The sequence below is a fragment of the Flavobacterium piscisymbiosum genome (assembly GCF_020905295.1).
Classification (GTDB): domain Bacteria; phylum Bacteroidota; class Bacteroidia; order Flavobacteriales; family Flavobacteriaceae; genus Flavobacterium; species Flavobacterium piscisymbiosum.
Genome location: NZ_JAJJMM010000001.1, coordinates 4,060,529 through 4,074,494, shown reverse-complemented (window position 1 = coordinate 4,074,494; position 13,966 = coordinate 4,060,529). Strand labels below are relative to the sequence as shown.

Here is a 13,966-nt window from a genome sequence, read left to right as displayed (position 1 = left end):
AAAATTTTAACATAGTAAAAACAAATTAACCCTTAATAAAGGAAGCCGGCATAAAGCCGGCTCCCAATAAAAAAACAATAAACACAATTCTATAAGCTCCATTTGATTCCCATTTGGCCTCTTATTCCATAAAACTCAACTTGTTTTGGTCGGCTGTCATCACCATAATAATATTCCAGTTTGTCATTAAGAAGATTATTAGCTTCAGCAAAAATGGTAAAGTGATCCGATATTTTAAAGGTAAGGTTGGCATCCAGCGCAGAGTAGGCACCATAATATACGTCATCTCTCTTTAACCCGCTTGTACCATGCTCTGTAATATATTTTGATTTAAAGTTGTAAGCAGCTCTCACATTTACTCTTCCTTTTTCATAATACAACTGAAGATTCGCCAAATGATCACCTTGTCTGGGAAGACTGGTAGTTCCTGCTCTTCCCGGAATAGTCATTTTAGATTTTGTAAAAGTATAGTTGGCCTGAACTCCAAAGCCATTAAGAAACCCCGGAAGGAAATCAAATTTTTTGTTTCCGCTTACTTCCGCTCCAAAAAGCCATGCATTATCACCATTCATAGGTTGTGAAATCTCTACTCCGGTATGTCCGTTGATATCACCTTGTTTGGTGTCCATAAAAATTGGATCGGTAATCACTTTATAAAATAATCCTGCAGATACTACATCAAGTCTTCCAAAATAATGTTCTCCCATTACATCGAAATTATAAGAATAGGTAGGATTTACGTTTGGATTTCCTCCATCATACTCATTATCTGCCGCCAAATATGTTCCTCCTGGTGCCAAATATCCAAAATCAGGTCTTGTAAAAGTTCTTGTAGCTGCCAGTCGAAGATTTGTATTTTCTTCCGGAGTATATTTTAAATGCAGCATTGGCAAAAGAGAAAGATAACTTTTTGTCTTTGTAACTTTCGAAAGTACTCCATCAGGATTTTCAGGTGTTACATCAAATTGATAACCGCTAACTTTTGTATTTGTGTTCGTTGCTCTCATACCACCAAGAAAAGTTAGTTTATCACTAATTTTATAAGTTGCCATTCCGTAAGCAGAGGCATGAGTTTCATCTACATTAAAATTACGTCCCAATCCTCCTCCGTTTTCAAGTATTTCAGAATCAGATTCAGAAAGTGTCAGATTACCATTAAAGAAATTATCCTTATAAAACTGATTCATTCCTGTTGGCGAAAGTACCGCTCCAAAACTATTTCCAATATTGGTGTTCAGTTCTTTTAAGTAATCAGTGCGTCCCGGCTGCAATATATTGTATTGACCATAATCTGATAATTTTGGCACTGCTGCAGCTCCTGTCCAATTGTAAAACTCATCAGAAAAAGTAGCGATTCTGTCTTTGTCTAAAAATTTACCACCTACTTTTAATTTCAGACTTTCATTTACATCAAATTCATAATTTACTGCGGCCACAATATTATCTCTCTCCTTTACGCCTACTTTATAAAGTTCCAGCGTCGTAAAGTTCATCAAATTAGCACTGTCCTGGAAATTAGAATTAGACAAATAACCAAACATATTATCCGGATTCATATATCCTCCGTCAGAATCCCAATACGCTCTTGGCCCATTTCCTTTATTCTGAATATACGCCGGATCGAATCCAACACCATCTTGTTTAAAAAATACTGAATAATAACTGTTATTTTGTTTATCAGGAACATTGCCATAATAAAACTGAGTACTGTAAGTGGCCAGGCTCCAGGTAAAAACACCTTTGTTCCCAATGTGTTTTCCTCCTACTTCTCCTCCGTAAAAATCAAAATTCAATTCATTGTAAATATTCTGAAGTTCAATTCTTCCTGTATTTGTTGCAGTATTAAATTTATCAAAACGTATACGATGTTTAAAATGAGTTTCCTCATCAAGAAGTTTTCCGTAGTTTAATTTTACATAAAACTTATTTCTTTCATTTGGATTAAATTCGAATCCACCATTAAAACCCGTTGTTTTTCTTACTCCTGTATAATCTCTTAATTCTAAACGATACACACCTTCGTCTCCAGATCTTCTTGCTTCAAAATTGTCCGAAGCCCAGTTTCTATTCCATTGAGAGAAATTCACGATATAACCAAATTTTCCGTTTTTCGATTTATCACCCACTAAAACCGATCCGCTGTAAACACCTTTGTCAGATTTTGCATTGTATCCCAATCCAAGAGACGCATCTACAGTAAATTTAGACGGAGCAGTTTTGGTTACAAAGTTCACACTTCCGCCCAAAGCATCACCGTCAATATCTGGTGTAAGCGCTTTTGAAACCTCGACATAACCAATCATTTCAGTAGGGAAAAAATCAAAAGCCGTAGCTCTGCTCGCTCCTTCATCAGCCGCAGTTGGAATCCTATTTCCATTCATAGTGGTAGAACTCCATTCAGCAGGCAATCCTCTTACCGCTACATAACGTCCTTCGCCCTGATCTCTTTCGATAGAAACACCCGGAACACGCTGTACTGCCTCTGCAGCATTTCTGTCCGGAAGTTTTCCAATACCATCCGCCGCAATAACATTCACTAAATTAATTGCATTTTTCTGAATATTTAATGCTTTTGCTTCACTCAGTCTTCTTGAATGTTCTTTTACCACTACTTCATCCAGGTCATTTGATGAAGCTGATAATAATATACCCGGAATGACCGTAACCTTTCCCGGCTCGATTGTAATGGTCTGTGTGTATTTTTGATACCCCACATAAGTAACACTTATTTCATAAGTACCACTGTCGACTCCGGTAAAATTATAACTTCCTTCAAAATCTGTTGATGCACTTTTTTGAGTCCCATTCAACTGTACAATCGCTCCCGGAAGCGGAAATGCACCATCAAAAACCTTACCTTTAATAGCGCCTTTTTGTCCTGCTGCTGTCAGCGAAACAAATAAGAAAACCACATAAATCAAAAACCTATTTTTTTCCATTTCAGTTAAATTATTAATATTAGTAAATATTTCACTGCAAAAGTGGATATAAATTGACATATAGTAAACTTTTGGATTTTAAGAAATTCTTAACAGACGATTATTGTTACGTAAGTTTAATGTTAACAACCCACGGAATCACCAGCAAAAACTGGTAATTTTAGAATTTGGCAAAAAATGGTAATATTTACAAATAGTAATAATATCTGCTTAAATCAAAATCCTTTTCTAATTCTAAAAGAAATTTTCACAATGCAGAAAGCAGATATTCTGTTGTTTCAAATTCAACAATTGAAAATCTTTCAAATCACAATTCCATATCTGCATCAAAATTGATTTACGGCCAGTTTAAGCCTTAAAAAAATGACTTTACACAAATTCAAAACATTTATGATAGAATTTGAAAGACCGTTTTATACCTCCAGTCTAACTTCGCTTTATAAATATTCGAAAAACAAAAAGAATACAGATATAAACGAATTAACTATGAAAAAAACCTTCAATCTATTTCTAGTCCTCTCCACTATTACTTTGAGCACCTTTGCAAAGCCTATTCAAAATGATGATCCTTCTTTACTTTGGTTTAAAAAAACAACCGAAGTCATTCAATTTCAATTAAGCAAAGCGGCACAAACATACAAACCCGGGAAAAATCCGCGTTCAGTAAATCCTAATGGAACAGTACGCTTAGCCGGTTTAACCGATTGGACAACGGGTTTCTTTCCCGGAAGTCTTTGGTATGGTTATGAACTTACAGGAGATAAAACCTTAGCGGATGAAGCCAAAAAGTTTACGCTTGCACTGGATTCTATTCGAAATATAAAAAACACACACGATGTAGGTTTTATGCTTTATTGCTCTTACGGAAACGCTTACAGAATTACAAAGGAAGAAATCTATCTGCCTGCTTTGAGCGATGGAGCAGCCAATCTTTACGCCCGATTTAATCCTAAAATTGGAGTAATTCGTTCCTGGGATTTTCCTTGGTGGCATTATCCTGTAATTATTGATAATATGATGAATTTGGAGTATTTATACTGGGGAGCGAAGCAATTTAATAAACCCGAATATAAAAATGCTGCAGATACTCACGCGTTAACAACCATGAAAAATCATTTCAGAAAAGACTTTAGTTCTTACCATGTGGTGGATTATGATCCTGCAACCGGAAAAGTTTTACGCAAAGCTACTCATCAGGGATTAACAGATGAATCAGCTTGGGCACGTGGTCAGGCTTGGGGTTTATATGGTTATACGGTATGTTATGAAAACAGCAAAAATCCAAAGTTTTTACAACAAGCCGAAAATATTGCTAAATTTATCATGAACCATCCCAGAACTCCCAAAGATAAAATACCGGTATGGGATTATGATGTACACAATGCCTTAGAAACGGATGAGCTGGCGCCAAGAGATGCTTCGGCTGCGGCAGTTATTGCTTCTGCTTTATTAGATTTGAGTACACAGGTAAAAGACGGTCAAAAATATGCTGATTATGCCGAAATACTATTGAAATCGTTATCATCAGATGCTTATTTGGCTAAACCGGGAGAGAATCATTATTTTCTGCTAAAACACAGCGTTGGTGCTTTTTTATACAATTCAGAAATCGACACACCACTTGATTATGCTGATTATTATTATCTGGAGGCTTTAAAAAGATACGCTGAAATCAAAAAAATTGATCTTTTTACAAAATCATAATTAAACAAATTTAAAAAAATGAAAAAAGCACCTGCATTTATTTTTTTTCTATTAATAGCCTGTTTCACTAACGCGCAGGAAAAATCAATAACCAAAGAAAGTTTCGACAATATTAATCTTAATTATCCGGGACTCGAAAATGTAAACAAGAATGTAACTGCCGGAAAATACGATGCAGCAGCTCAGGATTTGCTACTCTATTTCCGTAATCGCAAAAACATTAAACATCCTGATTTTAACGTGGGTGACGAAGCCCGCTTTAGAGGCAAAGATATTGGCAAAGCCAATCAGGAAAAGGCCGATAACGCTTTAGTACACAAATTTCAACCTCAAAAAGGATATGGCTTTTTTGATTATGGAACCGATATCAATTGGGATCTCTGGCCTGTAAAAGATAATGAAGTACGCTGGCAATTGCACCGTGTAACATGGTGGATGCCGCTTGCAATGGCGTATCGCAGCAGCGGTGATGAAAAATATGCAAAAGAATGGATTTTTGAATTTAATGATTGGGCGGTCAAAAATCCGTTGGGTAAATCGCAAGACAATGACCGCTATGCCTGGCGTCCGTTAGAAGTTTCTGACCGCATCCAGAGTTTACCCGGTACATTTAATTTATTTGTGATTTCACCTAATTTTACACCATCGTTTTTACTTAATTTTTTAAACCTGTACAATAAACAGGTAGCCTATATTACACAAAATTATACTAAAGATGGTAACCATTTACTGTTCGAAGCACAACGTGTATTGGGTGCGGGAGCTATTTTTCCTGAATTTAAACAGGCAGAAAGCTGGCGCAAAAGTGGTATCGAAATACTTAATAGAGAAATAAAAAAACAAGTTTATCCGGATGGTACGCAATTTGAACTTTCACCAGTTTACCACGTAGCCAGTATTGATATTTTTCTAAAAGCCTATAACTCGGCAAAACTGGCCGGAGTTGAAAAAGAATTCCCTGACAGCTACATTAAAACTATCGAAAATATGATGATGGTAACAGCAAAAATATCATTTCCTGATTACAACAACCCTATGTTTGGTGATTCCTGGATACAGGAAAAATCCTCGAGATTAAAACAATTTCAGAGCTGGTCGAAAGTATTTCCAAATAATCAGGTAATAAAATATTTTGCTACAGATGGCAAAGAAGGCGCAATTGATTTTTTATCAACAGAATTGCCTGACGCAGGATTTTACACTTTTCGAAACGGATGGAAGGACAAATCGACTGTATTGATTTTAAAAGCCAGTCCTCCTGGTGAATTTCATGCACAGCCTGATAACGGTACTTTTGAGCTGTTTGTGAACGGACGCAATTTTATGCCGGACGCAGGTGTGTTTGTATACAGTGGTGATGCCGAGATCATGAAACAAAGAGATTGGTACCGCCAAACCCGTATTCACAATACGCTGACACTTGATAATAAAAACATGCTGATTACCAATGCGCATAAAGATAAATGGGCTACCGGCAAAAAACTGGATGTATTAACTTATACCAACCCAAGTTATACTGATCTAAAACATCAGCGCAGTGTTCTTTTTATCGACCAAAAATATTTTCTAATTATTGATAATGCTATTGGTACTGCAACCGGAAATCTTGGAGTTCATTTTGTACTTAAAGAAGATAGTAAACCTGTTTTTGATCAAGCCAATAAAGTGTATACTACTTATGCAGACAGCAATAACCTGTTAATACAAAATTTAAATACTGATAAAGTACTATTAAAAGAAGAACAAGGAAAAGTATCTTATGCTTATCAGAAAGAAATAGAAAGACCTTTGTTTGTGTTCGAAAAACCAAAAAACGATACAGCATCACAGCAATTTATCAGTATTGTTTATCCGTATGATGGAAATAAGGTTCCGCAAATTACCATCAAACCAAACGCGGGTAATGATTTTGAGAAAGGAAACATCAATTTAAGTATCACTATCGATGGTAAAACCAGTGCTATTAAAACAACACTAGAACAATAAAAATCAAAATATTAGCTGCGTTTTCTTTTCTTAATGAATATTTTAAGAGAAGAAAACGCAGTCATTAAGAAACCATCCGTTATTTATTTTTTAATGCAAAGTATTATGAAAAAAAACATCATCCTTAAATTGGCTGCACTCAGTTTGACTCTAACAGCAGGGATAGCGTGCAGTAAGGAATACAACGAGTTGGACCCTGTTATAAAACCAGCTATAAACGATACCATTCTCAACATAAATTACGAATCCGGCGAAGTTACCTCAGGAATTACAGGTATAACCGGCACTCATGCCACAGCAGCTGATGCCGTTTATATGACTTCACCCGGCAACACGGGCAAATACGCTATTGCACACAAAGTTACCCTTGGCGACAGCGGTTATTTTTCAAACGATGCTTACCGCAGTGAATCTGATGCCGTTTCTTTAGCAAAATATCGTTATAATCCTGGAGACGAACATCGATATGAAGTCAGCATATTATTGAAAGACTGGCAGTCATGGAATAGTGCTAACCCTGCTTATGGCGATAATGTTTTTCAGTTAAAAATGTCAGACAATCAGTTGCTGCCTTTAAGAATTCTTACCAAGCGCAATGCAATCGTTGCCAGAAACTATCAGTATCAGGATAATCTGGTTACTGATTTTCGCCCTTACATTAATCAATGGATTAAATTTCGTGTTGAAGTAAAATGGATGACAGATACTACGGGATATATGAAGATATATGTTAAACTTCCTGATCAGTCAGACTATAAGCTGGTATTGGAACGCAGTAATTTTGTTACGTTTACGGGTAATCCCGCTAACGGAAATGTGGGTTATCTAAAATGGGGAGTATATCGCGAAGCCGGAAAAGATGCCAACGGCAATGTAATTACCAGCGATAATGTACTAACCCGTATTGCTTATCATGATGATATTCGCATCATCAGACTTCCATTAAAATAACTGTAAATACGTTTTTATAAAACTATCAAGGCTTTATCCTGAAAACTTTGTTTTGGGATAAAGCTTTCTGCATTCTTGTCGTCTTTGCTTTCATTCAGGATGAAATACTTTGCGTATAAAAACTTTGTCAAAGTTTAAAACCAAGAGTGTAAGGAACTTTAAAACTTTATTTTTTTTTGCACACTTTTTATCTGCAAACACATTAATAAACAATTGTTTATGATTTCGTTCTATTTGTAATTGAATAGCCTCCAGCTTTAGCTGGAGGCTATTCAATTCGAAAATCTCGTTGTAATGTGCGCGTTCCAGTGCATTTAATGAAAGTATTTAATGCCAAAAATTTACCTTACAAATCTAAGAAAAACACTCTTTCTATCAATGAATTTTGTAAATTAAGACAATTTAATTCGGTGCAAATTAATCGAGTAAGTTCTTCTAAAAAACAATAAAAGTTCCTTACAGCCTTGGTTTTAAACTTTGACAAAGTCCTACCAACATAAAAAGCCGCTTAAATCAGCATTCTCTGTGAGTGATTATATGCAGCGATTACGCTTAAAAATTTTGCATCTTGATGTTTTAGTAGCAAAAACATACTTCGTTTTCTTTATCAATTCCGAAGCAATTTTTGAAAATAAAAACCAATTTCAAAATTTAATTCTCATTACTCCAAGAATAAATCATCAGCTGAATTTTAAATTCATAAGTTTTATCTGAATTAAAAAACAAACCATTAAACCAGTTACTAAAAATCACTAAAAAAAGCACTTATTTCGCTTAACATTTTCCTTATTTTTACTTAACTATTATCCAATACCCTACATTTCAAAATTGATCAGTAATAGCGGTGGTTTATTATAAAATCATTTCATAAAAAAACAACATAAAACTCTTATTTTTCCTTTGTTTACAGGGAACGAAAACGTTATATTAATCAAAATCAATAGCATTTTGGACGTATTCAAAACTGTCGTGTATACCCGATTTCTATATTTGTTTTAATTAAAAACCAAGAAAACATGACTAATCCAAAACAAACAAACCGACTTAAAGAAAATCGATTATTATTTACCAGACGCAAAATTCCCCAGCCCTCTTTTTCAAGTTAATTAATTGTTATAATTTTCTCCACCAACAATAAAATACTGGATGATCGATATAACAAAAACCAAACTCAACTTAAATAACATCAATAGGAATTAAGTTTACAACTTGTTCCGGTTTAAAAAAAAATTATGAAAAGGACTCTATTTTTATTTTTGTTGCTTACTACTTGCGGAGTTATGTATGGGCAGGATATTATTACCGTAAAAGGTGTAGTGACCGATGCGCAAAATATGCCAATGCCCGGAGCAACCGTCTCTGAAAAAGGAACTAAAAACAGCACCGTAACTTCTATAGATGGTGATTATCAAATTAAGGTAAAATCGAATGCTACTTTGGTTTTCTCTTTTATGGGAACAAAATCAAGTGAAGAAAAGGTCAATAACAAAACCCTTATCAATACAAAATTGCTTGATGACACCAATAATCTTAATGAGGTAGTTGTAGTAGGTTACGGTACCAAAACCAGAAAAGATCTTACCGGTGCAATATCTTCAGTAAAAGGTCAGGAATTATCGAAAATTCCGGTGCAAAACGTTGCTCAGGCTTTGCAAGGACGTATTGCAGGTATGCAGGTAACAATGTCTGACGGAACACCGGGAGCCCAGCCTTCACTTAGAATTCGAGGCGGAACTTCAATCACTCAAAGCAACGAACCTTTGTATGTTGTTGATGGTGTGGCGCAAACAGGCGGACTGGCTTTCCTGGATCCTATGGATATTGAATCTATAGATGTTCTAAAAGATGCAGCATCGACTTCTATTTATGGTGCACAAGGCGCAAACGGAGTGGTTTTGGTAACTACCAAGCAAGCCAAAGGCGGGAAATTAACCATTAGCTATGATGCTTATGGCGGAATTAAAACACTGGCCAAAAAACTTCCGGTTTTGAATCCTTACCAATACACCCAATTATTATATGAATCGGCAACTGATGCTGCAAGACTGCAAAAATTCACCAATGTTTTTGGCGAGTACAGCGAACTTGAAGGGCTTTATAAAGACAGAAAAGGTATCGACTGGCAAGAGGAAGTTTTTGGAGATGCAGTAGAAAGTCAATATCATAAAATTAGTATTAGCGGAGGCGAAAATGACACTAAGTACAATGCTTTTTATTCGGTCAATAATGATCAGGGAATTATGTTAGGAAGTGCTTCTGTAAAGAATATTGCAAAACTAAATGTCACTAATACAATCAGTAAAAAGTTTTCGGTTAATGCTATTGTCAATTACTCCAATCAAAAAGTAACAGGTTTGTCTACAGGTGATGGTGGAAATGCAAGATTAAGCATGTTGCAAAATGTTTTACAATACCGACCAACGATTGGAAAATTTGGGTCTGATGAAGATCTTAAAACCTTATTTTTAGACCCATTAGACAATCTGGATTCACCAACATTACAAAGTCCGCTGGTTACAATCGACAGTCAAAAAAGAGAAGCTGTTACCAGAGCTATCAATCTGAGCTTACAGTTACAATACAATATTACTCCTAATTTAGTCTATCGAGGTTTAATCAGTTACAACGACAATAGTGTAAAAAGCAAATTTTTTAACGACTTTAGAGGTATTCAGGCCATCAGAAACGGCGGGCCAAATGCCGGAGTTACACATAATCTTTCTACTCGTTTAAACTACAATAACGTTTTAACGTATACGAAAACGTTCAAAAAAAATCACAAATTCGATGCAACTGTAGGACAGGAATACATTTATAATTATGCCGAAGGACTTACAGCAACTGCAACTGCTTTTCCGGATGTAAATTTAGGCTGGGACAAATTACAATTAGGAACCATTGCGGGAATGCCTACTACTTTTGCAGAAGATGATAAATTGCTTTCTTTCTTTGGAAAAACAAATTACTCCTACAAAAACAGGTATTTATTTGCAGCCAGTTTAAGAGCAGACGGTTCCTCTAAATTTGGAACCGAAAATCAATGGGGCTATTTTCCATCAGTATCTGTAGCCTGGAGAGTGATCGAAGAAAATTTCATGAAAAAACTTCCTGTTTTTTCTGATATGAAGTTGCGTTTAAGTTATGGTGAAGCCGGAAATAACAGGATTGCTAATTATGCCGCTTTAGGTATTTTTGATTCAGGATCTTATCCCTTAAACAATCAAACCAATATCACGGCATTTCAAAGTAATTTGCCAAATCCTTACCTGAAATGGGAAGCTACAAAATCGACCAACATTGGTTTTGATTTAGGTTTCTTTAATCAAAGAATCTCACTTACAACAGAGATGTATGACAATCGTTCTAAAGATTTATTATACAATACACGTGTTCCTGCAAGTTCAGGATTTAAAAAACAGTTTCAGAACATAGGGGCAACTTCAAACAAAGGAATCGAGTTTACATTGAATACAATAAATGTTAGAAATGATAATTTTAACTGGAGTACCACTTTTAATATCGCTTTTAATAAAACAAAAGTACTGGCTTTAAGCGAAGGCGAAAATTATTTGATTACCAATAGTTATACAGATAAAAACGATTATATCTTACAGGTAGGAAAATCAGTTGGTACCATGTACGGCTACGTTAGAGATGGTTTATATCAGGTAAATGATTTTGATTATAATCCTGCAACAAGTGCCTATACTTTAAAAACTGGCGTGGTGAGCGATAATATTGTTGTACAGCCGGGATTCATTAAATTTAAAGACATTAGCGGCCCAAACGGAACTCCTGACGGTGTAATCAATGATTTGGACAGAACTGCTATTGGCGATGCAAATCCTAAATATACAGGAGGTCTTAATAATACTTTTAGTTATAAAGGAATTGACCTAAGTATATTTCTTGATTTTACGGTTGGAAATGATATTTACAACGCCAACGTATTAAACAATTCAAGATTAAATTTGGACAATCTAAACACCTTTGCTATTTATGCTGACAGATGGACTACTATTAATGCAGCAGGACAACGCGTGACAGATCCTACAGAGTTGGCAGCGCTGAATGTAGGCAAAACCAATCCGGCCTTTAACGGTAACACCACCGGGCGTTTGTACAGCGATATCATAGAAGACGGTTCGTTTTTAAGAATCAACAACATAAGCCTTGGTTATACTTTACCAAAAGAATGGTTGAAAAAATCGAAAATTTCTAATTTAAGAATCTATTTTACCGCCTATAACCTATATGTGTTTACCAAATATTCAGGATATGATCCCGAAGTAAGTGTGATTAATAATGCCATAACAAGAGGAGTCGATTTTAGCGCTTATCCGCGAAGCAAATCCTTTATTACAGGTCTAAATATTTCACTATAATTTAAAGTTTAAAAAAGATGAAAAACAATATATTTTCCCGTAGTGCAATCCTGGCAGCGAGTATTACCTGCCTTCTGCTTCCTCTTGCTTCCTGCGATAAAGATCTGGATGTTACACCTTACTCCTACTTTACAACGGCTAACTTTTTCTCTGATGTTAATGAAGCCAATATGGCGACTTTAGGAGTTTACGAATCGATGTCGTCCCTGGATAGTTATGGATGGAATATTTCGCTAATTTTTGATGCCGATACAGATGTAATGCAAATGACAGGAATTGGTGCAGATGACTGGCGTACCATAGCCCATTATCAGGGAATTTCGCAAACTACCACTTTCTATACCGCATGGAGTAAATTGTATGAAGGTATAGACAGAGCAAATGTAGTTATCGAAAGAATCCCACAAATGGATTTATTTACTAACGGAACTAATATAGAAAAAGCGCAACTGTACATCATGCTTGGTGAAGCTAAATTCCTGCGTGGTTTTTATTACTCTGAGCTGGTTCGTTTATGGGGCGATGTTCCTTTTAAAACAAAAAGCTCACAATCAGGAGATAACCTAAAAGTGGGTTTGGTTGATCGTTATGAGATTTATACGCAAATTATAAAAGACATGACAGAAGCTTCGTTATTATTACCGGAACAAAATCCAACAACTGAGCGTATTAATAAATGGGCTGCAAAAGCAATGTTGGCAAGAGTAGCTTTGTTTGCCGGCGGATATTCTTTAGCAGCAGACGGAACTTCAAAACGCCCTTCTAATTATAAAGAATATTACCAATTGGCGCAAAAACACATTAATGATGTAATGGCTCAAAATCCCTACAAATTAAATCCGTCTTATTCTAAAGTTTTCAAAAACCAGTGTCAGCATGTTTTAGAACCTACAGAAAATATTTTTCAGGTTGCTTTTTACAATCCTTCCGGAAATTTAGGAAATGCATCGTGGGTAGGAAATTTTAATGGCCCGGCAACTGCAAACGGACTTTATCCGTCGAATATATCAAGATGTCTGGTTCCAAAACCATTTTACAATAGCTTTAATGCAGCTGATCAGCGCAGGGATTTTTCGATTGCTACCTATTCTATAAATGCTTTAGGAAATAAATTACCGCTTTTAACCACCAATCAGGACGAAAGATGGACTGTAGGAAAATGGAGCAGAGAATATCAAACCAATGCAACTGCCGAAAGAGTTTACACGCACATCAATTGGGTAATCATGCGATATTCTGATTTACTTTTAATGCGTGCCGAGGTAGAAAATGAACTAAACGAAGGTCCAAATGCAATTGCTTACGATGCCGTAAATCAGGTACGAAAAAGAGCTTTTGGAGCCGATATTCAGGGAAGCGGAATTGCTGTTGATATTAAAACCAAAGGAACAGGATACACAAATGCAGCCAATGTTGTCATTCAGATCACAGGCGGTGGCGGTTCTGATGCTTCGGCAGCTGTGGTTACACTTGCCAGTGGAGGTATAAATACAATTGGTATGTTACGCTCGGGAGATGGTTATACTTCTGTGCCAACTGTAACAATTACAAGTACAGACGGAAAAGGAACCGGAGCAACAGCAACAGCAAGACTTTTAACAAAACCAACCGTTTCACAAATAAATCTGCCGGCAGGTTTAAGCAAAGCAGATTTTCTTAAAGCCCTGCAGCAAGAAAGAGCCTGGGAACTTTCCGGCGAAGGAATGCGAAGAGCTGATTTAATCAGATGGGGAATTTTGGGCGATAAACTAGCTGAAACAAGTGCCGCAGTAAAAGCAATCCGTGCTACTTACTTCTTTCCTTCGATTACTAATTTTGTGGCAGGAAAGCATGAATTGTATCCGTTTCCGCAAAATGAAACCGATGTGAATAAGAATATTACACGTCAAAATCCAAAGTATTAAAAAACTTTATTTAGACACATAGAAACATAGCTTTTGTAACTCAAAATAGGTGTTTCACTTGTTTAAAATACGCATAGATTACGCTAATGCGAAAGAA

Annotated in this window: 6 protein-coding genes; 5 read left to right on the top strand and 1 reads right to left on the bottom strand. The window is 35.9% G+C overall.

Annotated features, from left to right (window positions below; translation table 11 throughout):
- Positions 1 to 89: 89 nt before the first annotated feature.
- On the bottom strand, positions 90 to 2,999 hold the full coding sequence (locus LNP81_RS17470; protein ID WP_230038065.1) for a TonB-dependent receptor: 2,910 nt from the start codon (positions 2,997 to 2,999) through the stop codon (positions 90 to 92).
- A gap of 426 nt (positions 3,000 to 3,425) precedes the next feature.
- On the opposite strand from LNP81_RS17470, the gene LNP81_RS17465 reads away from it, so the two are divergent.
- The 5 genes from LNP81_RS17465 to LNP81_RS17445 all read left to right on the top strand — a co-directional run bounded on the left by LNP81_RS17465 (position 3,426) and on the right by LNP81_RS17445 (position 13,869).
- Positions 3,426 to 4,643, top strand: a complete 1,218-nt coding sequence (locus LNP81_RS17465) for a glycoside hydrolase family 88 protein (protein ID WP_230038063.1) — start codon at positions 3,426 to 3,428, stop codon at positions 4,641 to 4,643.
- 18 nt (positions 4,644 to 4,661) lie between these two features.
- Complete coding sequence (hepC, locus tag LNP81_RS17460) at positions 4,662 to 6,629, top strand: heparin-sulfate lyase HepC (RefSeq protein ID WP_230038060.1); 1,968 nt, start codon at positions 4,662 to 4,664, stop codon at positions 6,627 to 6,629.
- A gap of 105 nt (positions 6,630 to 6,734) precedes the next feature.
- Positions 6,735 to 7,580, top strand: coding sequence for a heparin lyase I family protein (locus LNP81_RS17455; protein ID WP_230038058.1), 846 nt, complete (start codon positions 6,735 to 6,737; stop codon positions 7,578 to 7,580).
- 1,232 nt (positions 7,581 to 8,812) lie between these two features.
- Positions 8,813 to 11,965, top strand: coding sequence for a SusC/RagA family TonB-linked outer membrane protein (locus LNP81_RS17450; RefSeq protein ID WP_230038055.1), 3,153 nt, complete (start codon positions 8,813 to 8,815; stop codon positions 11,963 to 11,965).
- Positions 11,966 to 11,982: 17 nt separating this feature from the next.
- On the top strand, positions 11,983 to 13,869 hold the full coding sequence (locus LNP81_RS17445) for a RagB/SusD family nutrient uptake outer membrane protein (protein WP_230038053.1): 1,887 nt from the start codon (positions 11,983 to 11,985) through the stop codon (positions 13,867 to 13,869).
- Positions 13,870 to 13,966: the final 97 nt, after the last annotated feature.

What these genes read in the sequence shown, in the direction of transcription:
- LNP81_RS17470 (WP_230038065.1), bottom strand. Translation starts at nt 2,999, where the DNA reads ATGTCAATTTATATCCACTTTTGCAGTGAAATATTTACTAATATTAAT.
- LNP81_RS17465 (WP_230038063.1), top strand. Translation starts at nt 3,426, where the DNA reads ATGAAAAAAACCTTCAATCTATTTCTAGTCCTCTCCACTATTACTTTG.
- LNP81_RS17455 (WP_230038058.1), top strand. Translation starts at nt 6,735, where the DNA reads ATGAAAAAAAACATCATCCTTAAATTGGCTGCACTCAGTTTGACTCTA.
- LNP81_RS17445 (WP_230038053.1), top strand. Translation starts at nt 11,983, where the DNA reads ATGAAAAACAATATATTTTCCCGTAGTGCAATCCTGGCAGCGAGTATT.
- hepC (WP_230038060.1), top strand. Translation starts at nt 4,662, where the DNA reads ATGAAAAAAGCACCTGCATTTATTTTTTTTCTATTAATAGCCTGTTTC.
- LNP81_RS17450 (WP_230038055.1), top strand. Translation starts at nt 8,813, where the DNA reads ATGAAAAGGACTCTATTTTTATTTTTGTTGCTTACTACTTGCGGAGTT.